Raw genomic sequence first — 26,603 nt, 5'->3', positions numbered from 1 at the left:
CCGCCGCGCGACATGTCCGCGCCGCCACACGGCGCAATCATCGCCGGTCGAGCCACTGCCGGGTCAATTCGCGCAACGCGGTGTTGAACGCGGCGTTACGTCTCAATTGCAGCGCGCGAAACAGCGTGTCACGGCTCTCGACGAACGCGGCGGAGTGCGATCTCGCCGCGGACAGTGCCAGTTGATCGGCTTCCCCGTCGAACCTGGCCAGCACGCGCTCGAAGACCTCCGGCTGATGACGGCAAAGACCCGCGCGCCAGGGGGCATAATCTATCAGGAAATCCACGACCGCATCGCCCGCCTCCGCTGCGGCGATACGTTCGACGGCCAGTGCGATATCCGCCGTGCTGACGCCCGCAAGCTGGAAATCCTCCACGCCATACCCGTCCTCGGGCAAGTCGAGGCGCCCCGCCAGCGCCGCGCGATACGCCAGGTACACATCCGTCGGATCGGCGAAACGCAGGTCGGCCGCCCTCTCCCGGACAAGCGTTTCCAGCGCGTCGAGCCGGTAACGCTGCAAGGCCAGACGCAGGATGTCGGGCACAGCATAGCCCCCTCGCTGGGCGTCGTCGTCCACGACGAGCGCCTCCAGATGCGTCAGGCACGCCTGCCAGTTCGCCGGCACGTCGGTTTGCCGCTCCTTCACCGCGGCGAAACACAGGCGCGCCAGCCCGGGGCGCTCGCCGATGCTGCGCAGCAGGTCGTCGATGCGCGTACGGAAGGCGGCCCGCGTATTCCAGCTGAGCGCCTCGGGAAGCTGGCTCCAGCGGTCCAGCAGCAAGGCGAAAGACCGCGCATGCGGCATCGCCTCGCATTCATGCCAGCGTGCCAACGCCGCGGACGAGCGTTCCCGTGCATCGGTCAACCAGTCGAAGACGGCGATGCTCAAAGGCCGCGCCAGCCGCAACGCGCCTGGCCGCGGCTCGGGCAACGGGTCGACCAGGATCAGCGGCCCCGCGCCAAGTGCCAGCAAAGCCGTTCGTACCGGCGGCGAGAGCGGATTTTGAAACAGGCGCACCACGCACCCGGACGGTAAGTCCACCAGGCTTCCCGGCAACGACGTGAGCAGATTGTCTTCCAGTTCGAGTTCGCGCAGCTGGCGCAGCGAGCCGATGCCAGGCGGCAGGCAGCCCAGCAGGCAGCCATCGGCCACCAGCGATTCGAGCCGCTGCAGCCGCTCGATCGATTCCGGCAGCATGCTCAACTCGTTGTCGGCGAGGCGCAACGAACGCAACGCCTGCAGTTCGCCGATGGCATCGGGCAATCTGTTCAACTGATTCTCGTTGAGCGATAGACGGCGCAACTGCCGCAGTTGCCCGATGCCATCCGGCAAATGGGTCAGGCGATTGCCGTTCAGGCGCAACTCCTGCAGCCCGCCCGCGGCAAAGCACGGACTGCCCTCCCGGTCCACCGTCCACAGCGCGCCCGGCAAGGACGTGAGCCCGAGGTAGGACAGATCGAGCGCGGCATGACCCTCCTCGCTGCAACTGCGGATCAGGGAAGCGGCTTCGACACGGTTCTCGGCTGCATCCGCGGGGACTTCGCCCGCCCACGCGAGCAGGCTGCGCGAAAACAGCGTGGCGGGATCCGGAAGACGCAGTTCCTCGACGAAGATCGGACTCAGATGCAGGGTCTCCAGGCCAGCCAGCCCGGCCAGGCCCTGGGTTACGAAGCGCCGCCATCCGGGCACATTGAACGCCCCGTCCGGATGGAACGCGAGGTCGGGACAGGCGACGGCGTAGAGATGAGCGGATAACAGGGTCGTGGCGCGGCTTGGCTGCCGCACGTTCGCATCGCCCAGTCCCGCCTCACCGCCGCTCGCCGACTGAAGATCGGCGAGCACGGCAGCGAACTGCGGGTCGATCAGGGCATCGCCCGGCATGGCGGGTGCGAAGATCGCGGTCAACAGCGACCGGCAACCGGCCGGCGAGCGCATCGCCGCGACAGGCAGTTGGTCGAGACAGTCGAGTGCCTGCCCCAGCGCGTGCGCAAGTGCTGCGCTCTCGCTGCGGCCCTGGTCACGGCGGGACGTCGAGAACGGCACGCCACGCAACGCGGCGGGCGACGCGGCGGGCGGCACGGCGCCTGGTCGTCCGCCCGGCGTCGCGGTGGGAGGAGCGTCGTCCGATGCGCCATGGCGGGACGCATCATGGGTATTCGACCGTTGCGCCCTGTCGTTGGGGTCGATGGGTCTCACGTCTAGGCTCCTCACGTCAAGAACGCCGACAATACCATCCATGCGGGCGCGACGCGAACAACCTCGCCATGCCGTGCGAATCCGCTTCCTGGCCTGCCTGACGGCGTGACGACATTATACTTTCGGTGAACAAGCATACGGTCTCGCAGAAAGAAACACGCGTCATCCTAGCGTCTCATCCACATCCGTTGGCCCGGGTGCGTGGGCCCCCGGTCTGAGAGCGACCCGCGCGCTTCGTCTCGCGACTCCCCGCTTCCGCCAGGTTCCGCCAAAAAATCGCCGTGCGCGCCGGCATGGCTCGCCTTGACGGTCCGATTCGTGGACCGCAGCTTGCGGAAAATTTCGGTTTCGGCGAAATTCGCGCGCCTTCAGCGAAGCGCGGAACCAAACAAATACACTTTGTTACATAAACTCCAGAATCGCGATCAGTCCACGGTTTCAAACCGTTTATCCCGTCTCACTCACAGGTGTCAGCCGTGAAACTTGCCATTGTCACAACCAACCAGCGGACATACGATGCGGTGCAGAGCTGTTTCGTCGAGGGCGGCCTCGACGTCGTGCGGTTCACGGAAGATATGGGGTTGATCCGCGCGCTGGCCCGCGAGAGCTTCAGCGCGCTGATCATCGACGCCACCGACGGCCTCGGCCAGCGCGAGTCCCGCCCGGTGCTCGCGTCGCGCGCGTGCCAGGCAAAATTGCACGCTCCCCTCATCCTCGTCGGCCATTTCACCGATCGGGAAAGCCTGGTGCAAGCGTTCAACGCCGGCGCGGACGATGTCGTGCGCCTGCCGATCGATTCTGACGAACTCTACGTGCGGACATTACGGGCGATACGCCGTTGCCAGAGCGACCCCCACGTCGGCGAAATGCTGAGCCTGGCGGGCTATCGCCTGGACAAGCGCCTGGGTGTGGTGGTGGCGGGAGACGATACGGTGCAGCTGACGCCGCGCGAGTTCGCCATCGCCTGGATGCTGTTTTCGCGTCAGGGCCAGTATCTGAGCCGTGCCCAGATCGCCACCGCGGTGTGGGGTTGCAGCGAGGAAGTGGCGGGCCGGACCCTGGAGCAGCACATTTACAAGCTCAGGAAAAAGCTGTCGCTGAATGGTCTGCATGGCGCGCGCTTGAGCACCCAGTACGCGCACGGCTACCGGATCGAGGTGTTCCAGTCCGAAACGTTTTCGACGCCGGTTGGCGAACCCGTACGGGACAAAGCCGCTCCCCCCGTCGCCGTGTAGGAATGCGGCCGGCGCCGCCTGCGAACCTCGCCCCGTGGTGCGAGCGTACCCCGGAGCCTGCCGCGGTGCGGGGAGCCCTGCTCGCGGCAGGCCGTCGCAGCGTGACGCACGCTCAACGCGCCAGTGTCTCCGACGGCACCTCGTCAAAATATTTGCGATAGCCGTTCACGAGCGTCGAGCGGTGCATGACCCCCCAGCGGTGCGCGGTGTCGAGCACACTGCCGTCATGGTCCTGGTTCGACAACTCTGCGTGAATCGATTCCATGCGCCGGCGCCGGATCACCTCGGTGGGCGTCAACCCGACGAAATTCTTGAAAGCGGTCTGCAGGGCCCGCTCCGTCACGTTGATTTCCGCCGCGACCTCCCGGACCGACAGATCGCGCCGCTCCAGATTGGCGAGCAGGTAGCGATAGGCGCGCCGGTATTTCGCGGGCAGGCGCGCGGCCACGTCGTCGAGCGGAGCGTCCGGCCGGCCCGCCTCGCGCACCGAGTACGGCGTGGCGACGCGGCTCTCGTCGCGTGTCGCGCGCAGTGCCAGCAAGGCATACCGGCTATAGAGGCGATGCCAGTCCTGCGTGCGTCCCTGGTCCCGCCTCACCTTGGCGATGCAGTACAGATACTCCAGCAGCCGGCGTCCGCCACTTTCCCGCGCCTGTTCGCTGACGGGCTGCAAGACCTGTTCGGCGAGGTTCGACAGCCCCCCGCTCAACGCGGCGACCGCGATTTCGACGCGCAGCGCGCGCTGGTAATCGATCAGGCCTTCCTGCTGCGCCCAGCGCAGATGCGTATCCAGGCCCAGATAACCATCCCGATTGCCATGCGAGAGCATGCGCAGATTGTGCAGACACTCGTAACGCGCGCGCAGCAGCGCGCAGGCCGGCGGCGTCTCTTGCGCCGCATCCCCGCCGCGTGTCGTGTCGCGCTGCAACGACTGCCAATAGACGTGGTCGGCCAGCGGCTCGGATTGCCGAACATGGCTTTGCACGGCGATGTCGTGACGCAGCAACTGGGCGATCTCACGCCAGCGCGGGTCGGCGTCGGCGTCGGCAACGTCGGCATCGAAGGCGTCGAGCGCCTCGTCCATTTCGTTGAGACGACCCAGTTCCCCCAGGGTAACGACCAGGGCGAAACGCGCCTCGCGCCGGCGATCCGGCGCGATCTGGTTCTCGGCGACGACCCGGGAAAAGCAGGTCAGCGCCGTGGCGGCACGATGACGAAACAGCGCCAGCCAGCCGGTATCGCGGCAGGAAAGCGCGCGTAGCTGATGCGACGTCCGCATCACGCGCAGCGTCTTGCGGTAGCCGTCCTCCGCATCCTCGGTCTGGTCGACCGCGAGGCGCAGATCCGCGCCGAGACGGATTACGTCGGCATCGGCGTGGTTGCTGTCCGATTCGAGCAAACGGGCGGCAGCGGCCAGCGCATCGCCGATGCGGCCATCCGCGAGCCGCTCGACGAGGGTGTCGTGCCGGGCGGCAAGCGCCGCCACCAGCGGAAAATACAGTGGTGAAAACATGGATGTGCTCCTGTTCATATCCCGGTGAAGCAGTGACCAGGCAGCGATTCCCGCCGCGCCACCCGCGTGTCGAGATGGCATTGCGTCAAGCGCTTGGACGCCTCTGCTGGCAACGACTTTATCGAAAACCAGAGGCGCCAATTTCAACAATCCACTGCCCATTCGAATGGGCCCCTGCATTTAATTGCCAATGCATTAAAAAATATCTCTTTATTAACCATAAAGTAGATCTTTTATCCAGAATGCCGCCCTCCGGTCATCGACGTTTTCCCATGCCGCCTTGCGCGCGGCGCATGCATCGCGTCGCGCCTGTGGCGGGACAACAAAACGGTGCGACGTTTCCCGCGCGATGGGAATAGAATTTAATTTTTGAGAATTGGTGAGTGAGACTCCGCTGCATGAAGCCACCCGCCCAGCATTCCTCCGTCGTCTCGCGCGTCCTCCACGTCCTGACCTGCGTCGCTCGCGCCGGCCGTCCCATCGGCGCGAAGCAGATCGCTGCGGGCGTCGACGCGCCGCTTTCCACCGTCTATCGGCATCTCGCCGCGTTGAAGGAATGGGGCCTCTTGCAGGAGCACGCGCAAAGCGGGCTGTTCGAGCCGGGACCGACCGGCGTGCAGCTGGCCTGGGGCTTCGATCAGAACTCTTTGTTGATCAATCACAGTCGCGAAGCGCTGGCCGAACTGATGCATCGCACCGGCGAGAGCGTCGGACTGATGGTGCCGCTCGACGATCAGGTCGTGTGCCTGTCGATGGTGGAAACCGAACAGCCCTTGCGCTGTTCCTTCACCCGCGGCCGGGGTCATCCCCTGACACGCGGCGCTTCCGCCAAAGCCCTGCTTGCGTTCCTGCCGGCCGGCCGCGCGGAAGCGTTGATCGCCGCGCAGGTGGGCGACGCGGCGACGGCGGAGGCGCTACGGACGCAACTCGTGGATATCCGGGAAAAACGCTATGCGATCAGCGCGAACGAGGTCGACGATGGCATCTGGGGCGTGAGCGCTCCGCTGATTTCGGATGCCGGCCGGCTGGAAGGCACGATCACCCTGATGGCGCCGCTCGGACGGCTGGCGGGTCGCGAGCTCGAAATCGCCCGTCTCACGCGGGCCACCGCCGATCGCATCAGCGTGCGCCTGTAACCTCCCGGACATGCCGCGCGTTCCCCTCCCTTTCCCTTCTCTTTCCCAGGAAACGTCCATGAAGCTTTTCCGCGCGCTTTCCGCCGCCGTGCTGTCCTGCATGCTGTGCGCCGCGACGGCCCACGCCGCCGACGATGTGCTGCGGGTTGCCACCGACGCGACTTTCCCGCCTCTCGAATTCGTCAAGGACGGTCAACGGACCGGCTTCGACATCGATCTCATCAATGCGATCGCCAAAACGCTCAACAAGCGGGTCGAGTGGGTGGATATCGATTTCAAGGGCCTGATTCCCGGTCTGATCGCGCACCGCTTCGATGTGGCCGCCTCGGGGATCTACATGACCGAGGAACGGCGCCAGGTGGTCGACTTCACCGATCCCTATTACAAGGGCGGTCTGGCCGTACTGGTGCGCAGGGACGAGCCCGGATTGCGGACTCCGGCGGATCTCGCGGGCCGGAAGGTATCGGTGCAGGTGGGGACCAAGTCGGTGGATTTCCTGAAACAGAATTACCCGACGGTGCAGCGGGTCGAAGTCGAGAAAAACCAGGCGATGTTCGACCTGCTGATGATCCGCCGGGTCGACGCGGCGGTCACCGGCCGCCCCGCCGCCGTTCAGTTCGCGAAATCGCAAGGCAGCGTGCGCGTGCTCGACAAAGGCCTGACGACGGAACTGTACGGCTTTGCGCTGCGCAAGGACGAAAAAACCCTGACGACGCAGTTCGATACCGCGTTGCAGACGCTGCGCACGAACGGCGTCTACGCCAAACTGGTGGCGAAATGGTTCGGCCCGTCGGAATGACGCACACCGCACGCCGCGCCGCGCTCGTTCCGCGCTGTCGCGCCGCGCTCTTGCCGCGCACCCGGAGCAGGTCATGACGTTCGACTTCTCGCCGGTCTGGCAGAACTGGCCGGCGCTCGCGCACGGTGCGGCCACGACGGTCGAGGTGACCGCGGCCTCGCTCGTGCTGGGTGTCGTCCTGGGGTTGCTGATCGGCATCGGCCGCCTCGCGCCGCAACACCGCACGATCTACGCCGCGTGCACCGCCTATCTGACGTTCGTGCGCGGTACGCCGCTACTGGTCCAGCTCTTTCTGCTGTTCTTCGGTCTGCCGCAATTCGGCATCATCCTGCCGGCGTTCGTCTGCGGCATTCTGGGGCTCGGCATCTATAGCGCCGCCTATATTTCCGAGATCGTGCGCGGCGCGATCCAGTCGATCGACCGCGGTCAGATGGAAGCGGCGCGCTCCCTCGGCATGCCGCACCGTACCGCGCTGTTCAAGGTGATTCTGCCGCAGGCCTTCGTGCGCATGATTCCACCTCTGGGCAATGAATTCATCGCCCTGATCAAGAACTCGGCGCTGGTGTCGCTGCTGACGATCGACGACCTGATGCACGAAGGCGAAAAGATCATCAGCGTTTCCTACCGCTCGCTGGAAGTGTATATCGTGATCGCCTTCGTCTATCTGATCCTGACCAGCGCCACCACGCTCGTGCTGCGTCGCACCGAACGCATGCTGCGCGCCGACGGCAGGGTGTCATGAGCGGCGCGACGTCGCGCGATGCCGCGCATATCCCCCGCGACGCCGGTCCCGGCACCCTCCCGGGCCCCGTCGTCGCGGTGCGCGGGCTCGCGAAATCCTTCGGCGCGAACGCCGTGCTCCAGGATATCGATCTCGATATCGGGCGCTCCGAGGTGGTGGTGATCATCGGCCCGAGCGGCTCCGGAAAGAGCACCCTGCTGCGCTGCATGAACGGCCTGGAAACCGCGGAACGGGGCAGCGTGGACGTCTGCGGCCACGCGCTGGTGCGGGATGGCCGGATGATCGGCGAACACGGGTTGAACCGGCTGCGGCGCGACGTCGGCATGGTCTTCCAGTCGTTCAACCTGTTCCCGCATCTCACCGTGCTCGGCAATGTCCTGCTCGCGCCCCGGTCTTTGACGGAGGTCAACGCGGCCGACGCCACGCGCGACGCCCTGGCGCTGCTGCGCAAGGTCGGCCTGGAACACAAGGCCGGCGACTATCCCGGCACCCTGTCCGGCGGCCAGAAACAGCGTGTCGCCATCGCCCGGGCACTGGCGATGCGGCCGCAACTGATGTTGTTCGACGAACCGACGTCCGCGCTCGATCCGGAACTGGTGGGCGAGGTGCTGCAGGTCATGAAGGCGCTGGCCGCCGACGGCATGACGATGCTGATCGTCACGCACGAGATGGGATTCGCCCGGGACGTCGCCGATACGGTCGTCGTCATGGATCAGGGCCGCATCCTCGAAAGCGGGCCGCCGGCGCAGATTTTCGCCAGCCCGCGGCAGGCGCGCACCCGGGAATTCCTGCAGGCGGTGCTGCACGGCGGCAACGCCGCGGCGCCGCTCCCGACCGGCAGCGGCGCATGATGGATCAGCCGAAACGGGAAACGTTCCCCTGCACGGTGCGGCGCGCGGCGACGCTCGTCCCGGTGCCCTGGAAAAACGGCGGGGGCACCACTCGCGAAATCGCGATGTCGCCCGTCGCCGCGTCGTTCGACGATTTCATCTGGCGCGTCAGCGTCGCCGAGATCGCACGGGACGGCGCGTTTTCCGACTTTCCCGGCGTCGACCGGACGATCGTCCTGCTCGACGGCGCGGGCATGGATCTGGAACGCCCGCCCGGAACGTCGCCCGACCTGCCGGCGCATCCGGCCCCGCTCAGCCCGACGCTCGACCGGCACGCGCTGCGGGAACCCTACGTGCCGCTGTCATTCGACGGCGGCACACGATGGCACGCGCGGCTGGTCGACGGGCCGACGCACGATTTCAATCTCATGGTCCGGCGCGGCGCGGCGCGCGGCACGCTCACGACATGGCGCGGCGCGGGCACGTTCCCCTTGCCCGCGGACAGCGTTCTGCTGTTCGTCGCGCACGGCACCGCGACGTGGCACGCGCGCGGTGCCGCCCCGTCCGATGCGCACACGCTGAGGCGCTTCGACAGCGTGGCACCGGCCGTCTCGCGCGCCCCGGCGGCCTGCGTGGCGCTCGACGCCGGGGCGGTGGTGCTGGTCGTCGGCATCGCCATGCAGCGCGCCGCCGGCGCCGCCGACGCCACCGACGCCGTCGCGACACATCACGCCGCATACACCGCCGCCGATACCGGTGCACACGTCGCCGGGGCCTCACCCGCCGCGACGGCTTCCTGAAGGGCCTTGCGTTCGATGTCTACAGAATCCCCCCTGCCGGCGCGCGACGTCGCCACGCCGTCCGGCCTGTTCGCGCACGCCGCCCTGCTGCCCGACGGCTGGCGCCGTGACGTCGCGCTGCACTGGAACGCGGCGGGAGAACTGACCGCGGTCCGCGCCGACACCACGAATGCCACCGGACTGCCCGTCGCCCGCGGGCCGGTGCTGCCCGGCATGCCCAACCTGCACTCGCATGCGTTCCAGAGAGCGATGGCGGGGCTGACCGAGACCCGCGACCATCCCGCCGATTCTTTCTGGAGCTGGCGCAACCTGATGTACCGCTTCGCCAGCCGCCTGCAGCCGGAGGACCTGGAGATCATCGCCCGTCATCTCTACATCGAAATGCTGCGCGCCGGTTATACCTCGGTCTGCGAATTTCATTACGTGCATCACGCAGTGGGCGGCCATGCGTACGCGAATCCCGCGGAACATGCCGAACGCGTGCTGCGCGCCGCGCAAGATGCCGGCATCGGCATGACACTGCTGCCGGTGCTGTACCAGTACGGCGGCTTCGGTCACGCGCCTCCGCTCGAACATCAGGCGCGCTTCGTGACCTCGCCCGACTGGATCGCCGAACTGCTTGCGCGTCTGCGCCGCTCGCACCCGACGCACGCCACGCTCCAGTACGGTCTCGCTCCGCATTCACTGCGCGCCGTGGCACAGGACACGTTGGCGCCGCTGATCGCCGAGCTGCGCCGCGCCGACGCCACCGCCCCGGTGCACATCCACATCGCCGAGCAGGAGCAGGAAGTGGACGCCTGCATGGCCGCTTGCGGTCTACGTCCGGTGGAAGCCTTGTTCGCGGGCCAGGCAGTGGACGCGCACTGGTGCCTGGTGCATGCCACGCACATGTCCGACGCGGAATATCGAATGACCGCGCGCAGCGGCGCGATCGTCGGCCTGTGCCCGACGACGGAGGCGAACCTGGGCGACGGCGTCTTCGACGCACGGCGCTACTTCGGCGATGGCGGACAATGGGGTATCGGCTCGGACAGCCAGGTCTGCGTATCGCCCGCCGCCGAACTGCGCCTGCTCGAATACGGACAACGGCTGCTGCACCGCCGGCGCAACGTGCTGTCCAGCGATGCGGCACCGGCGGTGGCGGACGGCCTCTATCTCGCGGCCGTGCGCGGCGGCGCAGCGGCGAGCGGACGTCCGCTCGCGGGGCTGGCGACGGGACAGCGTGCCGATCTGGTGATCCTCGACACCACGCATCCCGATTTCGACCACCGGCCGCTGGAACAACTCCTCTCTGCGATGGTGTTTTGCGAGCACGGCCATCCGCCGGTGCGGGATGTCTTCGTCGCCGGACGCCAGGTCGTCGACAACGGCACGCATGCGCTGCAGCAGCAAGCCGCCGCCGAATACCGCCGCACGCTCGCGGCGCTGCTGACATGAACCCACGGGCCGGGGCATCGCGTACCCGCGCCACCTGTCGAACCATCGTCCCATGCGGGTGGTCTCGGGCACGCGCCATACCGTGCGAAAGCCTGGCAAATACCGCGTACAATTCCCGGAACGCGAATCCGAGCCACACCCGATGCCCGAAGCCGACATTAGGCGCTTTATCCGTTTCCTGATGGCGCGCATCGCGTCGTCGCTGTCATTTCAGATGCTGTCCGTCGCCGTGGGCTGGCAGATCTACCGACAGACCGGCAGCGCATTCGCGCTGGGTTTGGTGGGCCTGTGTCAGTTCCTGCCGATGGTGGCGCTGACCCTGCTGGTGGGCCATCTCGCGGATCGCTTCGACCGGCGCCGCATCGTCGCGATCTGCATGGGTGTGGAAGCGGTCTGCGCGGGCGTGCTGGCGCTGGGGGTCTTCACGCACCACCTGTCGCTGCCGTTGATCTACCTGCTCATCGTACTGGGCGGCAGCGCGCGCGCGTTCGAATCCCCCACGATGGCCACCCTGATTCCGGCGCTCGTGCCGCGCGGCGATCTGGCACGCGCGACGGCGTGGTCCTCGTCGTCGAACCAGACCGCGCAGATCCTCGGCCCGGCGCTGGGCGGCGTCGTCTACGCGGTCAGCGCCGGCGCCGCGTTCGCGGGCAGCGCCCTGCTGTTCCTGACCGGCCTGCTGCTGATCACGTCGCTGCGGCTGGCGCGCCGCCCGACGTCGCGCCAGCCGGTGACGCTGGCCTCCCTGTTTTCGGGAATTCACTTCATCGTGCGCCGGCCCGTCATCTTCGGCACCATCTCGCTCGATCTGTTCGCCGTCCTGCTTGGCGGCGCCACCGCCCTGCTGCCGATCTTCGCCGACCATATCCTGAAAACCGGCCCCTGGGGTCTGGGACTGCTGCGCTCGGCGCCCGCCATCGGTGCGCTCTGCATGTCGGTCTGCCTCGCCCGGCGACCGCTTGCGGGCCCGATCGGCCGCATCCTGTTCGGTTCCCTGCTGCTCTTCGGCACGGCCACCGTCGTTTTCGCGCTTTCGCGCTCGATCGTGTTGTCGCTCGTCGCCCTGATGGTGCTGGGCGCCTCCGACGCGGTCAGCGTCGTCGTACGGACCACGCTGGTGCAGTTGCAGACCCCGGACGATATGCTGGGCCGCGTGAGCGCCGTCAACATGCTGTTCATCGGCACATCGAACCAGCTCGGCGAATTCGAATCGGGCACCACCGCCGCGTGGTTCGGCACGGTGCCGGCGGTGGTCATCGGCGGCATCGGCACCATTCTCGTCAGTTTGCTATGGATGAAGCTGTTCCCGGCACTGCGCGATATCCGCTCGCTGGAAGCGGCGCCGACGCCGGCCGAAGCCGACACCCAGGCACTGAAGCAGGCGGAAGCGGGCGCCGACCCCACCCGCGCTCAGGCGATCCGATAGGGATTCTCGGCCACGGCGACGCGGTCCCGGCCACGCTGCTTGGCGTCCAGCATCGCGTAATCCGCCCGTTCGAGCAGAGTGGCGAGGCTTTCGCCGGGCGACAGTTCCGCCACCCCGAGGCTGACGGATACCCGCCCGTCCGGCATCGGGATGCCGCCCACTTCGACGCGCAGGCGCTCGGCCAGCGTGATCGCGGTGGCCAGCGGACAGGTGGTGATCAGCACCGCGAACTCCTCCCCACCAAGCCGGCCGACCAGATCCTGCGTGCGCGTCTGGGACACGATCACGTTCGCCACCTGGGTGATCACGCGATCGCCCATGGCATGGCCGTATTTGTCATTGATCGATTTGAAATGATCGATGTCGATGAACAGGGCGCTGGCAACCTGCCCGTTGGCCGCGCATTCCTTGATGATCAACTGTGCGCGTGCGAGGAAATCGCGCCGGTTGCGCACGCCGGTGAGCGGATCGGTGGCGGCGAGATCGGCGAGTCTCGCCTCCAGCACGAAATGCTGTATCCGGTAGCTGTAGAACAGCAGGTGAAACGTCACCGCGCTCGGCAGGCCGATGATGAACCACATGATGGCGAGGACCATTTCCTCGCGTGTCGTCGACAGATGCAGCATGCACGGCATCGTGATCGCATACGAAGCGAGCGTCCCCACGACGAAATGGCTGCGCGCGAGCCAGAATGGCGCGGCGCACATCGGTACGAGCAGGGTGGTGGGCAGGAGCCAGAGCAGGGTCGTCGGCGCATCCAGCGCGTTCAACAGGGCGCCGACCTGCAATATGATCACGTACAGCACGCCACATACGCCGAAGGCACCGACGCTCTGCGTGCGGCCGTTGGCCCACGCGCACAGGCTCAGACCAAGCACGAAGGGCAAGGCGGGGAGCAGGGGCGCCGCCGACATCACCAACACGCAACGCCCGGCAATGAACATCACGTAGGCGAATACCGTGAACACCATGACGATCACCGCCAATGGCCGCAGCCGCGCCAGGGCATGGCGGTGAAACTGGTCCACGCTATCGGCCAGCAAGGCACGCGTGAAAATCAAATCGAGCATCGTCCCATCCCGCTTTCGCCGTTTCTTTGTTCCTTGATAACGGCAGGCGGCGGAGGGTTCTTGAATTGAAAATCGGCGGAATCAGCGAGTCGGGACGACCGTGCCCGCCGGCAGCGGCACCGCCGTCACGCTGTTTTTCGCGCTGCCGCTCACGATGCGATCGCTGTAGGTGAGATACACGAGCGTATTGCGCTTCGCGTCGAGAATGCGCACCACATGCAAGGTCTTGAAGATCAGGGACAGGTGTTCGGAGAAAACGTCGTCCTTCGGCTTGAGCGCCTTGAGGATGCGCACCGGACCCACCTGACGGCAGGCGATCGATGCTTCCGTGGGGTCCTCGGCGATGCCGAGCGTGCCCTTGACGCCGCCGGTGCGCGCCCGCGAGACGTAGCAGGTCACGCCCTCGACGACGGGATCGTCAAAGGCCTCGACCGAGACCCGGTCGGACCCCGTGAAATGAAAATTGGTATTGACGCTGGCGACCTCTTCCGCCTGCGCCGCGCAGGAAAGGACCAACGCAAAACTCAACAGAGTGGCGTGCACGCGTTTCATGGGCATCCTCGTTCGGACGATCCGGGCGCGTTCGGTCGAGCGCGCCAGCGAAACGGCCGGCGCCGTCGATTCGCGGCGCCCCACCGATGGTAATCGCAATAGCGCCGCGCCGCCGGATCGCCGGATCGCCGGATCGCCGGATCGCCGGATCGCCGGATCGCCGGATCGCCGGATCGCCAGGCCGCCGGACCGCTTCAGTTCGTGCCGTCGAAGTCGACGATTTCCACCCAGTTCGGGTTCTTGCCCACCGGATAGTCGCCCAGCGCCTGCAAGCCACCGGTTTTGCGGTCGATCCGGTACACCGTCATCCGGGTCGACAACTGTCCCACGGCGAGCAGATAGTCGCCGGCCGGATCCATGCCGAAGCCGCGCGGCTGATGCGGCGCCGCGTAGGTACCGATGCGCGTCAGCTTGCCGGTGCCGCGCGCGACGCGGTACGCCACGAGCGTGCTCGAGGTCCGTTCCGACGCATACAGGAAGCGCCCGTCCGGCGTCAGGTGCAGGTCCGCCCCCCACGGGGTGCCGGTGAAACCGTCCGGCAGGACCGAGACGGTCTGCACCGGCCGGGCGGTGTCGTGCCGCGCGTCGAAGGCGAGCACGTGCAGCTTGCCGTCCAGTTCGTCGATCAGATAGGTAAAGCGCCGGTCGGCCGAGAACTGGAAATGTCGGGGCCCGGACCGGGGCGGCAGCCGGTAGGCCGGCGCGGCGTCCTGCGTCAGCGTACCGGTGGCCGGGTCGAACGCGAAGCGCAACCAGACATCGTCGCCCAGCACCGACGCGAACACATAGCGGTTGTCCGGCGCGCTGCGGATCGCGTGCGCCATGGGACCGGTGCGGATGATCTGCTGCGGGCCGCCCGCGACGCCGTTCGCGCCGATCGGGTTCACCGATACCAGCTTGCCGCCGTAGGATGCGCCGAACAGATAACGGCCCGTGGCGTCGGTCGACAGATAGGCCATGCTTTCGGCCAGCGGCGCGGCGCCGAGGTCGATGAGATGGCCGTCGATCGGATCGACCGCGAAGCTGAGGACGCGATACGGCGCGGAACGCAGGCCGGCATAGAGTCGAAGATGGTTCGGCGACAGCGCGAGCGGCATCACCGTGCCCCCCACGGCGACGGTCTGCACGTCCGTCAGCGCGCCGTTCGCGCGGTCGAGGCGGAAAACCGAGATCGACGCACTGTCGGCGTTCGACACATACGCATAGGTGGCGGCATGCACGACCGGCGCCGCGGCGCACAGCATGCACGCGCTGACGATGGCGCGCGAAAAAACCTGTCTGATCATGGAGTGGACTCTCGTGTACGCAGCGTGCGGACCTGTTCGGCCGTCACGCGGGATTGCAGGTTACCGTAGTGTTGCAGCAGATAATTGCCAAGGGTGACGATCTGCTCGTCGTCCAGCAGGCCGCCGAAGGCCGGCATCGATACATTGGCGACACCGGACGCGGCGCCCGTGACGGTGCCGGCCTGCCGCCGCGCGCCTTGCAAGATGACCATCACGAGATCGTTGCTGTTGCGGTGGCCCAGTGCCGTGTTGTGAAACAGCGAGGGCAGACCGGGATGCGCGACGTCCGCGCCTGCGCCCACGCCCTCCCCCTTCGCCTGGTGGCAGGTCGCGCAGTATGCATCGTACAGCTGCGCGCCGCTCATGCGGTTCGCGTCGGCGGGCAGCGGTATGCCGCGGATCGCGTCGGCACCCGGTCCCGGCGCGCCCCAGCGGTCGGCCGGCCGCGTGTCGGCGGCATCGCGCACGGGCGGCGTGGATTTCAGGTAGACCGCCACTGCCCGCAGATCCGCCGGTGCCAGATAACGCAAGCTGTTGTCGATCACCTCGGCCATCGGCCCCGCGGCCTGCGCGCGGCCGATCGCATGACCGGTGCGCAAGTAGTCGACGATGTCGGTATCGCGCCAGCCGCCGATCCCGCTGACCGGATCGGCGGAGATGTTCGGCGCGTACCACCCGTCGACCACGGCGCCCGCCAGCGGCTGCGACGTGTCCTCCGCCATCATGACGTTGCGCGGCGTATGGCAGGTGCTGCAATGCCCGAGACCGCGCACCAGGTAGGCGCCGCGATTCCATTCCGCGCTTTTGGTCGCATCTGCGGCAAAAGGCGTGCGGTCGAGAAAGAGCAGGTTCCAGAACGCCATCGCCAGCCGTATGTTGAACGGAAAATGCAGATCGGTGGCGGCCGCGGGGGCAACGTCCACCGCCGCCACGCTGCCGGATTCGAAGTACGCGTACAGGGCCTTGACATCGCCGTCGGACAATTTCGCGTATGCGGTATACGGCATGGCCGGATAGAGATGCGCGCCATCCGCGCGAATGCCGCGGCGCAGCGCCGCGTCGAACTGCGCGAGCGTGTAGCGGCCGATACCGTCGGTCTGCGACGGCGTGATGTTGGTCGAGAAAATGCGCCCGACCGGCGTCGCCAGCCATTGGCCGCCCGCGAACGGTTTGCCGTGCGGCGCGGTATGGCAGGCGATGCAATCGCCCGCGGTGGCGAGATAGGCGCCGCGCGCGACCAGGTCGGCGTTCCCGGCGGCGGGTGCGGCGGGTGCGGCGGGTGCGGCGGGTGCGGCGGGTGCGGCGTGGGCGGCGTGCGCGGAAACCGCGAGGCCGAGGCTGACGATGCACATCATGGCCCGGCGCGCGGCGCACCGGAGCGGGATTCTGTTCCGGATAGGCGTCATCGTCAGGCGTTCGCGTGGATGTGCGCGGCGGAGCGCAGGGCGAGCGCGACCGCCGTGAGGGTCGAATTCACCGTGGCAGCGGTGGGCATGACGCCGGTGCTGGCGATATACAGGTTCTCGTGATCGTGGGTACGGCCGAACGCATCGACGACCGAATCGGCGGGATCACTTCCCATGCTCATCGTCCCGGTAATGTGCTGGTTGTTGCCATAGACGCCATCGGGGGTATGACGCAGATCGGTGCCGCCCATCAGTTGCGCGATTTGTACATACGCCTCGCGCGAGGCGGCCATGCCTTTGTGCACGTAGTCGTTCAACGCGTAATGGACGCGCGGGCGCGGAATGCCGAGCGCATCCTTGTTGCCGCCGAGCACGACGCGGTTGTCCGGATCCGGCAGGATTTCCAGCACGTTCTTGACGCTGCACTGACGTGCGGCGTGCCGGCGGATCTGCGCCTCGAGTTCCGCGCCATAAAGGCCCTGGGCGATCAACGCCTGCGTCACGGGCAGAACCTGCGATGAATTCGAGATATCGATGCGAAACGCCGCGTGGTCCGAGCGGAACGCGCCATCGCGCAGGGACTGGATCGAACTGGGACTCATCGGGCCCCGGCCTGGCCAGAGATCCTCGTCGGCGTCGAAGACCAGCCCGTTGCTCGGATGGTCCATCAGGTGCCGGCCGACCATGTCGGTATCGTTCGCCAGGCCTTTCTTGTATTTGTCGCTGGCGGACAGCAGCAGCAACTTCGGGCTTTCGATACCGTTCGCCGCCAGGATGAAGGTCTTGCCCGTCACCCGGTGCGAGCCCTTGTCCGGGTCGTAGTAATGCGCCGCCACGATGCGGCCCCGGGCGTCGTGCTCGATGCGGTAGACCACCGCGTTCGGTACGAGCCTGGCCCCCGCCCGTTCCGCGGCATCGGCGGACAACCCGCCGTGATATTGCGCATCGATCGGACAGATGGGCATGCAGTTGTTGTTCCCGCAGCAGGCCGGGCGGCCGTCGTATTCGCGGCTGTTGCGCGCGGTCGTGTTGGTGACGACGGCGAACCCTCCGGGCGCAAGCCGCTCACGGAAACGCTGCTCGAGATACGACTCGGCCACGGGCTGCATGGGAAAAGGCCGGGCGCGCGGCGAGCCGTTGTCCGGCGCGCCGGACACGCCCATCTTCACTTCCGCTTCGTAGTAGAAAGGCTCCAGATCCTCATAGGCGATCGGCCAGTCGCGCCCCACGCCGTACAGCGTTCGCAGCCGCAGGTCGTTCGGCAACAGGCGCCATGCCTGCGCCGCCCAGTGCCAGGTCGTGCCGCCGACGATGCGGATGTACTCGGCTTTATAGGGATAGGGACCGGCCTGCTCGAGGTAACCGTTGTCGCTGGGTTGCCAGACCGGATGCGGCGCCCACGGCGAAAACGGATAGGGCGACATGAAATCGTTCTTGCGCGGCGAATTGCGGAAATTCGCGACCAGGCGGCCACGATCGATGCGGGGTCCGGCTTCGAGGATCACCACCGACGCGCCTTGCGACACCAGCCGGTGCGCGGCGAGCGAGCCGCAGATTCCCGAGCCGATGACGACGACATCGGCGGATAGGGGGTCGGACATGCTGGGTTCCTTGCGTGAGGTTGCTCAGGCGTTGCTCAGGCGACGTGCGGACGACGGCCCTCGGCGGGCGGATGATCGGGCGCCAAGCCTCATGCGCCGCGTGGCGGGCGAGCCCAGCTGCCATACGGTCCATACGCATAACTCGCCGGTGTCAGTTGATCGGCCACCACCACGTTCATCAGGCTCGTCTCGTACGTCACGCATCGCGCACCGGCGCCGGTGCCGACGACGCCCACATACCAGGCGATCGCGATCTGACGCGGCAGCTTGGCGTACGGCACCCGCGCGGCATCGAGCAGCATCTGAAGATTGCCGGCGGTGGCCGCATGCTCGACGATGAAGGTATCCAGATCCCGCAAGTACGCCGGGAAATCGGACTGCGCCGCCAACAGGCCCGCATGCAGCCGGTCCGCCTGCGCGGCATCGAGCGCGGCGCGCCCGGTAAGCAACCGGGAGACGCGAAGAAAGGCGGGAGGGGCGACGGCGCGTGCGGACGCAGGGGCAGCGGATGCGGGCGTACCCTGCGCGCCAGCCTCGGACCAGGGGTAGAACGACGCAACGTAGCTGAAGAACAGGCCACCGAGCAGGCCGCGCCGGATCGCGTTCGGCGCACCGGTCCGAACCGTGGCGTTATCGGAATTACGCATTGCGACGACTCCCGAACGTCGGCATTCGGTCGCGGGATCACCGGACCGGGACAGAAAGCCGCACCGGGTACTATCGGTGGACTCCGATTTATCTCTCGTCATATTCATGAGATGTCGTATGACTTTTGATCGTCGCCATTCTGCGTATCGGTCAAAGTAATGTCAATACATAACAGCCCTAAGCAGCGCTCCTGGGGTATCCATAAAATTCCGGGCACACCGCCGCCAGCGCGCTGCGGATTGTTTCCAATTCATTAGACATCGTATGTCAATCCGATATTCGGGATGCCGATGTCGCGCACGAAAATCGGCAAATTCGCTATAAACTTTTGGCGGATTCATCCGTTAGATACGGCGGACGAGGCGCAATCCCGTTTTCGCTATTTGACGCGCTTTATATTTCTTCTCAGCACCGACACCTTATGTTTGACGTAGACCAGCGGAACACGCCGCGCAGAACCCTGCGCGTTCAGGCGACCCTGACGGGCCGCGATGGCAGCCAGCTCGTGGTGCGCACCTTCGATGTCAGCGTGGGCGGCGTTTGCATCCTGACGGAACAGCCTTTGCCGCTGAAGGAACCCTGCTCGGTGACGTTTCAGGTGTACGCCAACGGCGTGCGCAGCACGTTCAATGGCGACGGCCGGATCGTGTATTGCATGCTGGCCAGCACCCATTTCAAATCCGGCATACAGTTCGATGCCCTCACCCCGGCCTCCCGCGGCATCATCGAGGGTTTCCTGGCCGCCGCGCATTGGTGAAGACCTGAGCGCCGCGTGCGAGGCGCGCCTGCACTGTCGCACCCCCGCCTCGGAAAAGGCGGTCCCGCCCCAGCCGCTTCAACGAAAGCCATATTCCGGGTTCGCGCGGCTGAAAGTGCCGTCCGGCCATTCGCGCTTCACCACATGCTCGATCCGCACATCCTCCAGTTCCAGGCCATCCTGGTTCCACGAGGCCGCCTCGTACGGCCAGGGATGACGCAGGTCGAGTGACAGACGCACCCGTGACGCATAGTGGGCGGGCGGCCCGCTCGCCGCGTCCCAGGTCAGGACGAGCAGACGCGTGGACAGGATGTGAACGACCGCGACCTGCGACGGCCGGGCGTCGCGCCTTTCGGCGCGGTAACTGCCGAGGTCGTGGTCGAGCATGCGGATCGAGAATTGCAGTCCCAGGTCGCGGACACCGTGCGTGGATTGCGAATGCGCGATGACGCCGTCGATCGGAAAGGTAATCGAGGCGAAGCGCAAGAGTCCGCCGAAATGCCCGAGCACCTGGCTCGCATCCTGGTTTTCGTCATACAGGATTTCCTGCCCGACATGCGCGCCGCCCGCGAGCCAGCGCGCGTAGACGCGTCGCGGCGTCTCCTGGTAGCGAACGAGCATGACATCGGCCAGTTCGGGCCAGACGTCGTCGTGACGCTCCCGGCGAATCACCTCGAATTGATAGGAATCGTAAGGCGCGATGCCGCGGCGCATGTATTCCACCAGGGCCTGCGGTCGCAATTCCCCGAGCAGGGCGAGCAACTGGTCGTCCCCCGCGCGTTCCAGCATGCCGGAATTCGCCTGCGCCAGCAGCCATGTGGCCTGCTCGGCGCTACGCCAACGGTCGAACCCTGCCGGCAGGACGAACGCGGGCGCCGGCCGTGCTGCCGGGTCCGGCACGGCATCGGCGCCCCAGGCACATGGCCCGATCCCCAACCCGCTCAAGCCGGCCAGGAACGCCATCAGGTACGGGACGGCACGCCTTACCAACGCGGTGGGCCATACCGTGACCGGCGCTGCGCCCGTTCCGCACGTCGCCAATCCTCGCGCCGCCGCCCCCCGCCGCATGCGCCACCGGAGCAGGTGCTCAGCACCGCCCAGCACGCGCCGATCTCGCAGGCGTCGCACGCGCAGTGTTCCGCCAGACCGCATTCGGAGATCGCGCAGCCGGGGCCGCAGCCGCAGCCGTCGTCGCAGCCGGGATCGACGAACCCGGCCTGGCGCCGGCCACCGTTGCCGATCCCCAGCCGCGGCGCGACGGTGGCGGGCACGCGGGTCGATCCCACGCGGTGGCGATGCTGGTGCCATGCGCACTGTTCGAGACGCCGCCGCAGCAGCCGCATGCCCAGCCACAGACCATGACGTTCGATGACACGATGACCATAGGTCGAGCAACTCGCGCCTTGCGCATGGACGCGATACGCGCAGGAAAAGCCCTTGTGCGGAGAGACGCGTCGCTGGTAAAGGCGGATGGCCCCCAGCGCCATTGATTTGAACATAGCGGTCCTTCCGGTATCGAAACCTTCTTCGTAGCACCGCGCGTGCCGCGTCCGACGCTACAGGCGCCGCAACAGGTTGCCCAGCCCATCGATGTCGAAAGGCTTGCTGATGGTTGGCGCGCCGGCGTAGGCGGCGGTATCGACGCCCGCCTCGCCGTACCCGGAACAAAAGGCGAAGGGAATGCCGCGCCGGACCAGTTCGTCGGCAACGGGGAACACGCGCTGGCCGGCGAGGTTGATATCGAGCAGCGCGGCGTCGACCGCGACGCCCTCGGCGAGCAGCGCCAGCGCCGCGGGCACGGTCGCGGCGCTGCCGGCAAGCGTAAAGCCGAGCAGATCGACGACATCCTCCAGGAGCATGGCGATCAGCGCGTCGTCCTCGACGATGAGGATGCGCTTTTTTTCCGGCGTGGCATGCAGGTCCGTCATGCGGACCTCGCGTGGGTTCGTCGCAGCGCGGGAACCTGCCTCTGGAATATGCTCATTGTCTGGTCCTTTTTCGATCCTTTCAGGTCGCGCCGCCCGCTTGCGAGAGCAGGCGGCGGGGGCACGGCCAGCGCTCCGGGGCCGCTGGAATCTCCTGCTTTCAGGCGATCTCCACCGGGAAGCGTACGCGCTGACCGCGGGAGCCTCCATCATAACGTGTGTCCGCCGCCGACAGCGGGTGGCGAAGGGCCGCGCGGCGCCCGCACTCAGCCCAGCGTCACGTCGCGCGTCTCGCGCATGCACGAAATGGCCAGCAGGCTCACCGCCGCCGCCGCGGATACATAGGCGCCCACCCAGGACAGACCGCCGCGCGCCACCAGCAGTTGCGCGACATAGGGCGCCAGGGACGCCCCGAGAATTCCGCCCAGGTTATAGGCGACGCCGGCACCGGTATAGCGTACGTGCGTCGGAAACAGTTCCGGCAGCAAGGCGCCCATCGGCGCGAACGTCATGCCCATCAGGAAGAGTTCGATCGCCAGGAACAGCATGACGTGGAACCCGTCGCCGCGGCCCAACAGCGGCGCCATGGTGAAACCCGAGAGAAACACCGCGATGCAACCCAGAATCAACACGGGTTTGCGTCCGTACCGGTCGCTCGCCAGGGCGGACAACGGCGAGGCGAGCGCCATGAACACCACCGCGATGCAGAGCATGCCCAGGAAGTGCGAACGCGGAATGTGCAGCGCCGTCACGCCATAGGAAAGCGAGAACACCGTCGAAATATAGAATACGGTGTAGCAGACCACCATGGCGAAGGCGCCCAGCAGCGTCGGCCGCCAGTATGCCGAAAGCAAGGTCAGAACCGGCATGCGCACCCGTTCGTGGCGCGCGATCGCCGCGCGAAACGCCGGCGTTTCCACGATCCGCAACCGGACATACAGACCCAGCGCGACCAGCAACGCGCTGACGACGAACGGTATGCGCCAGCCCCAGCTGCGGAACTGTTCCTCATTCAGCGACAGCGCGAGACCGAAGAACAGCCCATTCGACAGAAGAAACCCGATGGACGGCCCGAGCTGCGGAAACATGCCGAACCAGGCGCGTTTGCCGGCCGGGGCGTATTCGGTGGCAAGCAGGGCCGCGCCGCCCCACTCGCCACCCAGGCCGATGCCCTGCCCGAAGCGCAGCACGCAGAGCAGTACCGGGGCCAGATAGCCGATCGCACCGAAGCCCGGCAGGAACCCGATCAATGTCGTCGAGATGCCCATCAGCATCAGCGAGGCGATCAGCGTCGACTTGCGGCCGATCCTGTCGCCGAAATGCCCGAAGACGAACGATCCGATCGGGCGCGCGACGAAGGCGATGCCGAACGTGACCAGCGCGGATAGCGCCTGCGCCCCGGGAGATCCATGCGGGAAGAAAACCGGTCCGATGATCAGCGCCGCCGCCGTGGCGTACACGTAGAAATCGTAGAATTCGATCGCCGTGCCGATAAAGCTGGCGAAGATGACGCGGCGCGTGCTGTTGGCTGGCGTGCCGGCACCGTCGGCGGAAGCCGATCTTGCATTCATGCTGTCTCCATTTTTTGGTTATGACCCTGCGCCTGAAGCGTCAGTGGTGTGCGGCGGGAGGGGTATCGCGAATCGCCGCTATAGTGCCACAGCAACCCGTGAAAGTGCATGACACGTTCCCGCGGAGTCTCCGATCACCCGATCACCCGCCGATCAGGCCGCGTACGCGACGGCTCAGGTCTTCCATGTCGAAGGGTTTCGTGAGCACTTCCATGCCCGGTTCCAGTTGCCCGTCGCCCAGGGCTTTGTTCGCAGCGTAGCCGGTGATGAAAAGGACCTTCAGGCCGTGGCGCAACGCGCGCGAGGCATCGGCGATCTGCCGCCCGTTCATGCCCCCCGGCAGACCGACGTCGGTCACGAGCAGGTCGAGCCGATGCGCGAGGCGCAGGAGATGCAGCGCCTCCCGTCCATTGCCCGCTTCAAGTACTTCATAGCCGGAATCGCGCAGCACCTCGGCGGCCAGCGACCGGATGAAGACATCGTCCTCGACCAGCAGGATGCGTTCGCCCCGCGCCGAATGCACCGGCTCGGCTCCCATGGGCGGCGCGGATGGCGCGGTTGGCACCTCCGCGGTGCCGTGATAGCGAGGCAGATACAGCCAGACCCGCGTGCCTATTCCCACCGTCGAATCGATGCGCACCTGTCCTCCCGACTGCAGCGCGAAGCCGTAGATCATCGACAGTCCCAGGCCCGTGCCCTCGCCCATCGGCTTGGTCGTGAAAAACGGCTCGTAGGCCCGCGCCTGGGTCTCGGGCGTCATGCCGACGCCGGTATCGCCCACGCACAGCGATACATAGTCGCCCGCGGGCATCTCGTCGGCGTCGTCCACGCCGTCCGATTGCCGGCAGCCCGCGGCGATGACGAGCCGTCCGCCATCCGGCATCGCGTCGCGCGCATTGATGCACAGATTGAGGAGGGCGTTTTCGAGTTGCCCGGGATCGACCAGCGTCAGCGGCAGATCCGGATCGGCCGCGATGTCGACGGCGATATCCGGTCCGACCGTGTGGCGGATCATCTCCTCCATGCCGACGACCAGGCCGTTCACGTCCGTGGGTTTCGGATCGAGTGCCTGCCGACGCGAAAACGCGAGCAGCCGCTGGGTCAGCGCTCCCGCGCGGCGGGCCGCGCCCTGCGCGGCGTCCGTGTAGCGGCCGATCGCGTCCAGGCGGCCCGCCTCCACGCGTCGCCGCAAAATTTCGAGACTGCCGGATATCACGGTGAGAAGGTTGTTGAAATCATGCGCCAGGCCGCCGGTCAACTGGCCGACCGCCTCCATTTTTTGCGCCTGATGCAACTTCTCCTCCGTGCTGCGGAGTTCCGTGGTGCGTTGCTCCACCCGCAATTCGAGGGTTTGCATCAGATCGTGCAGCGCGCGCGTCGCATCGTGACTGTCGGTCACGTCGTTGCCTTCGACGAAAATGCCGGAGACGGCGCCGTCGGGCGTCAGGATGGGTTGATAGACGAAATCGATGATTCGCCGCTGCCGGTCACCGTCCTCGCCCGCGCCGTTCTCGAACCACACTTCGATGCCCTTGCCGACAAATGGCTGACCGCTTGCATAGACCTTGTCGAGCAAATCGAAAAACACCTGCCCTTTCAGTTCCGACAACGCTTCCCGGACAGGCAGGCCGATGACCTTACGGCCACCGATGAGCTGCGTGTACGAACGGTTGGTCAACTCGAAGCAGTGGTTGCGGCCACGCACGATGGCCATGAAGCTGGGCGCCTGTTCGAACAGGCCGCGCAGCCGGTCGCTTTCTTCCTGGATCGCGGGATTCGCTTCGTGGCTGCCCGGCACGCGGGGAGCCATCCCGCTTTGCGCCGGGGCGGGCGCCGGGGGCGCACCGTCGCCCCGCGTGGCGCCGACAATATTGCGCAATCGCTCCCGTTCCGTCACATCGACGGGGTGCTGCAAAACGGCCGTCACCGCGCCGTCACGGCCGAGGAGCGGCGTGTGCGTGACACACCAGTACCGCTTCCCGGCCTCATCGCCCGTGGCCTGCACGCGGGGGCCGTCATCGCGCTGTGGTGCCATGATGTCGACTCGCCGCGTCCGGATGGCGCGCTCGCAGGAAGCGATCGAACGCTCACGCGTCTCGGCGTCGGCGGGAAAAACGTCCCAGGCCCGCCGGCCCAGGAGATCGGACAGGTCGCACCCCGTCGAAGCGAGATAGGCGCGGTTGGCGCCAACCACGTTCAACCGCAGGTCGAGAATGAGATAAGGGTTGGGCGAGACATCGAAGATCCCCGCATAATCCAGTTCTGGCAAGGTCACGATGGTCGGATTCGAAAATACCGGCGAATGAAAAACGGGATGTAAGCGGAACGGATCGGGCCTTGCCGGCATGAGCCGGCAGGGCGCCGTCGCGCCTCATCGGCGATAGCGGTTCATCAACGGCGTGGACGTGATGCCGTGCAGGATGACGGAAGCGGCGATCACGCCGAGGATCAGCGGAATCAACGGCCGCACCGCCGCATGCGAGGCATTCTCGAGCGCGTACAACAGGTAATAGAAAGACCCCACGCCGCGAATGCCGAACCAGCTGATCAGCCAACGTTGCGGTCGCGTCGTCGCGGAGCCGAGCAGCGACGCCTGCACGGACAACGGCCGTGCGATCAGAAAAAGAACGGCGACGACGAACGCGACGCGCCAGGTGAAGAGTTCATGCCAGAAACTGGCGAGCACGCTGCCCACCATCAGCATCACGACCACTTCGGCGATACGCTCCAGTTCCACGGTGAAACCCAGTACCCGCTGCGCGACGAAAGCGTGCGCCCGGTTCGGATCGGCCGCCGTCGAACCGATGTCGCCCACGTCGACGGTACCGACCGCTTCGCTCGCCGATTTGTCGCCGCTCGACAGCTGTTCGACGCGCCGCATTGCCAGACCTGCGGCGAAAACGGCCAGAAAAGCGTAGGTGTGGATCAGTTCCGCGAACCCGTACGCCAGCGCGATCAAGCCAAGCGCATAGAAGCCCTCGGGTCCCAGCGCCAGGCTGTAGCGCGTGCGCAGCCATGCGATCAGACGCACGGCGATGTCGCCGAGCAACCAGCCCGTAGCCACCGCCCCACCGACACCCCACGTGACGCCAAGGGCGAAATGCCAGGTAAGCGCCTGCGTGGGCGACGCCTCGTAGTTGCACACCGCGATGCCGAGCAGCGCGAAGGGAAGCGCGATGCCGTCATTGAGTCCGCCTTCCCCCGTCAACGAGAACCGCAGCAGGTCCACGTCGCCCGGCGCCTCCACCTGCACATCGTGCGCGAGCACGGGGTCGGTGGGTGCCAGCATGGCCGCCAGCAGCAGTGCGGGCCCCCAGCTCATATGCAGCAGGAACACGCTGGCCAGCGTCATCAGGGCGACGGTCACGATCATGGCGACGATGCCCAGCCGTAAAGGCAGGAGCCAGATGCGGTCGGTGGGTGGCACACGCATGCGCAGACCGATGGCGAACAACGATACCAATACGGCGATCTCGGTGATCTGGCGCAACATGGCCGAACCCTGCAGCAGGTCGATATGCAGCAGATGCAATCCGAAAGGTCCCAGTCCCACGCCGATCGCCAGATACACCATTGCCGTACTGATGGGAAGACGATTGAATGTGGTACTGGCCAGGCCCATGAAAATCAGGACGCCGCCGACGACGAGGAACCATATCGTTTCGGTCATTG

23 protein-coding genes are annotated in these 26,603 nt (G+C 66.5%); 9 read left to right on the top strand and 14 right to left on the bottom strand.

Annotation, left to right across the window (positions count from 1 at the left end; genetic code table 11):
• Positions 1 to 37: 37 nt before the first annotated feature.
• Positions 38 to 2,197: a leucine-rich repeat domain-containing protein gene (locus tag OVY01_RS19910; RefSeq protein WP_267849316.1), complete on the bottom strand. Its 2,160-nt coding sequence runs from the start codon at positions 2,195 to 2,197 to the stop codon at positions 38 to 40.
• A gap of 476 nt (positions 2,198 to 2,673) precedes the next feature.
• Here OVY01_RS19910 and OVY01_RS23195 point away from each other — a divergent pair, with 476 nt between their 5' ends.
• Positions 2,674 to 3,432 carry a response regulator transcription factor gene (locus OVY01_RS23195; protein WP_267849315.1) on the top strand — a complete coding sequence of 253 codons (759 nt, stop codon included), beginning with the start codon at positions 2,674 to 2,676 and terminating at the stop codon, positions 3,430 to 3,432.
• Positions 3,433 to 3,544: 112 nt separating this feature from the next.
• Here OVY01_RS23195 and OVY01_RS19900 read toward each other — a convergent pair whose 3' ends face one another.
• Entirely contained in the window at positions 3,545 to 4,945 is a 1,401-nt protein-coding gene (locus OVY01_RS19900) for a helix-turn-helix transcriptional regulator (protein WP_267849314.1), read from the bottom strand.
• 398 nt (positions 4,946 to 5,343) lie between these two features.
• Between OVY01_RS19900 and OVY01_RS19895 the strand changes: the two genes are divergently transcribed.
• The 7 genes from OVY01_RS19895 to OVY01_RS19865 all read left to right on the top strand — a co-directional run bounded on the left by OVY01_RS19895 (position 5,344) and on the right by OVY01_RS19865 (position 12,115).
• A complete protein-coding gene (locus OVY01_RS19895) occupies positions 5,344 to 6,081 on the top strand; it encodes an IclR family transcriptional regulator (RefSeq protein WP_267849313.1) in 738 nt (245 codons plus the stop codon).
• A 58-nt stretch (positions 6,082 to 6,139) separates the two neighbouring features.
• On the top strand, positions 6,140 to 6,880 hold the full coding sequence (locus OVY01_RS19890; protein ID WP_267849312.1) for a transporter substrate-binding domain-containing protein: 741 nt from the start codon (positions 6,140 to 6,142) through the stop codon (positions 6,878 to 6,880).
• Positions 6,881 to 6,953: 73 nt separating this feature from the next.
• Positions 6,954 to 7,622, top strand: a complete 669-nt coding sequence (locus OVY01_RS19885; protein WP_267849311.1) for an amino acid ABC transporter permease — start codon at positions 6,954 to 6,956, stop codon at positions 7,620 to 7,622.
• Complete coding sequence (locus OVY01_RS19880; protein WP_267849310.1) at positions 7,619 to 8,473, top strand: amino acid ABC transporter ATP-binding protein; 855 nt, start codon at positions 7,619 to 7,621, stop codon at positions 8,471 to 8,473. Before OVY01_RS19885 ends, OVY01_RS19880 begins: the two co-directional genes overlap by 4 nt.
• Complete coding sequence (locus OVY01_RS19875; RefSeq protein WP_267849309.1) at positions 8,470 to 9,252, top strand: HutD/Ves family protein; 783 nt, start codon at positions 8,470 to 8,472, stop codon at positions 9,250 to 9,252. Before OVY01_RS19880 ends, OVY01_RS19875 begins: the two co-directional genes overlap by 4 nt.
• 15 nt (positions 9,253 to 9,267) lie before the next feature.
• Positions 9,268 to 10,689, top strand: a complete 1,422-nt coding sequence (locus tag OVY01_RS19870) for a formimidoylglutamate deiminase (RefSeq protein WP_267849308.1) — start codon at positions 9,268 to 9,270, stop codon at positions 10,687 to 10,689.
• Between the two features lie 142 nt (positions 10,690 to 10,831).
• Entirely contained in the window at positions 10,832 to 12,115 is a 1,284-nt protein-coding gene (locus OVY01_RS19865; RefSeq protein WP_267849307.1) for an MFS transporter, read from the top strand.
• Here the strand turns inward: OVY01_RS19865 and OVY01_RS19860 are convergent.
• The 6 genes from OVY01_RS19860 to OVY01_RS19835 form a co-directional block, all read right to left on the bottom strand.
• A complete protein-coding gene (locus tag OVY01_RS19860) occupies positions 12,100 to 13,185 on the bottom strand; it encodes a GGDEF domain-containing protein (RefSeq protein ID WP_267849306.1) in 1,086 nt (361 codons plus the stop codon). The two genes, OVY01_RS19865 and OVY01_RS19860, sit on opposite strands and share 16 nt — an antisense overlap.
• Before the next feature lie 81 nt (positions 13,186 to 13,266).
• Positions 13,267 to 13,737, bottom strand: a complete 471-nt coding sequence (locus OVY01_RS19855) for a CreA family protein (protein WP_267849305.1) — start codon at positions 13,735 to 13,737, stop codon at positions 13,267 to 13,269.
• 194 nt (positions 13,738 to 13,931) lie between these two features.
• Positions 13,932 to 15,023 (bottom strand): lactonase family protein, encoded by a 1,092-nt coding sequence (locus OVY01_RS19850; protein WP_267849304.1) that lies wholly within the window; start codon positions 15,021 to 15,023, stop codon positions 13,932 to 13,934.
• On the bottom strand, positions 15,020 to 16,378 hold the full coding sequence (locus OVY01_RS19845; protein WP_267849303.1) for a c-type cytochrome: 1,359 nt from the start codon (positions 16,376 to 16,378) through the stop codon (positions 15,020 to 15,022). Before OVY01_RS19845 ends, OVY01_RS19850 begins: the two co-directional genes overlap by 4 nt.
• Before the next feature lie 53 nt (positions 16,379 to 16,431).
• Positions 16,432 to 18,030 carry a GMC family oxidoreductase gene (locus OVY01_RS19840; RefSeq protein WP_267849302.1) on the bottom strand — a complete coding sequence of 533 codons (1,599 nt, stop codon included), beginning with the start codon at positions 18,028 to 18,030 and terminating at the stop codon, positions 16,432 to 16,434.
• Between the two features lie 89 nt (positions 18,031 to 18,119).
• A complete protein-coding gene (locus OVY01_RS19835; protein WP_267849301.1) occupies positions 18,120 to 18,677 on the bottom strand; it encodes a sugar dehydrogenase complex small subunit in 558 nt (185 codons plus the stop codon).
• A gap of 422 nt (positions 18,678 to 19,099) precedes the next feature.
• Between OVY01_RS19835 and OVY01_RS19830 the strand changes: the two genes are divergently transcribed.
• On the top strand, positions 19,100 to 19,435 hold the full coding sequence (locus OVY01_RS19830; RefSeq protein WP_267849300.1) for a PilZ domain-containing protein: 336 nt from the start codon (positions 19,100 to 19,102) through the stop codon (positions 19,433 to 19,435).
• A 78-nt stretch (positions 19,436 to 19,513) separates the two neighbouring features.
• On the opposite strand, the gene OVY01_RS19825 is transcribed toward OVY01_RS19830, so the two are convergent.
• The 6 genes from OVY01_RS19825 to OVY01_RS19800 all read right to left on the bottom strand — a co-directional run bounded on the left by OVY01_RS19825 (position 19,514) and on the right by OVY01_RS19800 (position 26,601).
• Positions 19,514 to 20,425: a DUF1571 domain-containing protein gene (locus tag OVY01_RS19825; protein ID WP_267849299.1), complete on the bottom strand. Its 912-nt coding sequence runs from the start codon at positions 20,423 to 20,425 to the stop codon at positions 19,514 to 19,516.
• A complete protein-coding gene (yidD, locus tag OVY01_RS19820) occupies positions 20,419 to 20,934 on the bottom strand; it encodes a membrane protein insertion efficiency factor YidD (RefSeq protein ID WP_267849298.1) in 516 nt (171 codons plus the stop codon). The genes OVY01_RS19825 and yidD overlap by 7 nt, the downstream gene beginning before the upstream one ends.
• 57 nt (positions 20,935 to 20,991) lie before the next feature.
• Entirely contained in the window at positions 20,992 to 21,363 is a 372-nt protein-coding gene (locus tag OVY01_RS19815; RefSeq protein ID WP_267849297.1) for a response regulator, read from the bottom strand.
• Between the two features lie 263 nt (positions 21,364 to 21,626).
• Complete coding sequence (locus tag OVY01_RS19810; RefSeq protein ID WP_267849296.1) at positions 21,627 to 22,931, bottom strand: MFS transporter; 1,305 nt, start codon at positions 22,929 to 22,931, stop codon at positions 21,627 to 21,629.
• Positions 22,932 to 23,073: 142 nt separating this feature from the next.
• Positions 23,074 to 25,206 (bottom strand): PAS domain-containing protein, encoded by a 2,133-nt coding sequence (locus tag OVY01_RS19805; RefSeq protein WP_267849295.1) that lies wholly within the window; start codon positions 25,204 to 25,206, stop codon positions 23,074 to 23,076.
• Positions 25,207 to 25,302: 96 nt separating this feature from the next.
• A complete protein-coding gene (locus tag OVY01_RS19800; protein ID WP_267849294.1) occupies positions 25,303 to 26,601 on the bottom strand; it encodes a cation:proton antiporter in 1,299 nt (432 codons plus the stop codon).
• Positions 26,602 to 26,603 lie beyond the last annotated feature (2 nt).

This window comes from Robbsia betulipollinis, assembly GCF_026624755.1.
GTDB lineage: Bacteria > Pseudomonadota > Gammaproteobacteria > Burkholderiales > Burkholderiaceae > Robbsia > Robbsia betulipollinis.
This window is presented reverse-complemented; position numbering and strand designations above follow the sequence as displayed.

Excerpts from the sequence above, each read along its gene's own strand:
- OVY01_RS19800 (WP_267849294.1), bottom strand. The coding sequence starts at position 26,601 with ATGACCGAAACGATATGGTTCCTCGTCGTCGGCGGCGTCCTGATTTTC.
- OVY01_RS19875 (WP_267849309.1), top strand. The coding sequence starts at position 8,470 with ATGATGGATCAGCCGAAACGGGAAACGTTCCCCTGCACGGTGCGGCGC.
- OVY01_RS19865 (WP_267849307.1), top strand. The coding sequence starts at position 10,832 with ATGCCCGAAGCCGACATTAGGCGCTTTATCCGTTTCCTGATGGCGCGC.
- OVY01_RS19815 (WP_267849297.1), bottom strand. The coding sequence starts at position 21,363 with ATGACGGACCTGCATGCCACGCCGGAAAAAAAGCGCATCCTCATCGTC.
- OVY01_RS19895 (WP_267849313.1), top strand. The coding sequence starts at position 5,344 with ATGAAGCCACCCGCCCAGCATTCCTCCGTCGTCTCGCGCGTCCTCCAC.
- OVY01_RS19885 (WP_267849311.1), top strand. The coding sequence starts at position 6,954 with ATGACGTTCGACTTCTCGCCGGTCTGGCAGAACTGGCCGGCGCTCGCG.
- OVY01_RS19855 (WP_267849305.1), bottom strand. The coding sequence starts at position 13,737 with ATGAAACGCGTGCACGCCACTCTGTTGAGTTTTGCGTTGGTCCTTTCC.
- OVY01_RS19870 (WP_267849308.1), top strand. The coding sequence starts at position 9,268 with ATGTCTACAGAATCCCCCCTGCCGGCGCGCGACGTCGCCACGCCGTCC.
- OVY01_RS19860 (WP_267849306.1), bottom strand. The coding sequence starts at position 13,185 with ATGCTCGATTTGATTTTCACGCGTGCCTTGCTGGCCGATAGCGTGGAC.
- OVY01_RS19845 (WP_267849303.1), bottom strand. The coding sequence starts at position 16,378 with ATGATGTGCATCGTCAGCCTCGGCCTCGCGGTTTCCGCGCACGCCGCC.
- OVY01_RS19835 (WP_267849301.1), bottom strand. The coding sequence starts at position 18,677 with ATGCGTAATTCCGATAACGCCACGGTTCGGACCGGTGCGCCGAACGCG.
- yidD (WP_267849298.1), bottom strand. The coding sequence starts at position 20,934 with ATGTTCAAATCAATGGCGCTGGGGGCCATCCGCCTTTACCAGCGACGC.
- OVY01_RS19840 (WP_267849302.1), bottom strand. The coding sequence starts at position 18,030 with ATGTCCGACCCCCTATCCGCCGATGTCGTCGTCATCGGCTCGGGAATC.
- OVY01_RS19810 (WP_267849296.1), bottom strand. The coding sequence starts at position 22,931 with ATGAATGCAAGATCGGCTTCCGCCGACGGTGCCGGCACGCCAGCCAAC.
- OVY01_RS19880 (WP_267849310.1), top strand. The coding sequence starts at position 7,619 with ATGAGCGGCGCGACGTCGCGCGATGCCGCGCATATCCCCCGCGACGCC.
- OVY01_RS19830 (WP_267849300.1), top strand. The coding sequence starts at position 19,100 with ATGTTTGACGTAGACCAGCGGAACACGCCGCGCAGAACCCTGCGCGTT.
- OVY01_RS19900 (WP_267849314.1), bottom strand. The coding sequence starts at position 4,945 with ATGTTTTCACCACTGTATTTTCCGCTGGTGGCGGCGCTTGCCGCCCGG.
- OVY01_RS19850 (WP_267849304.1), bottom strand. The coding sequence starts at position 15,023 with ATGATCAGACAGGTTTTTTCGCGCGCCATCGTCAGCGCGTGCATGCTG.
- OVY01_RS19890 (WP_267849312.1), top strand. The coding sequence starts at position 6,140 with ATGAAGCTTTTCCGCGCGCTTTCCGCCGCCGTGCTGTCCTGCATGCTG.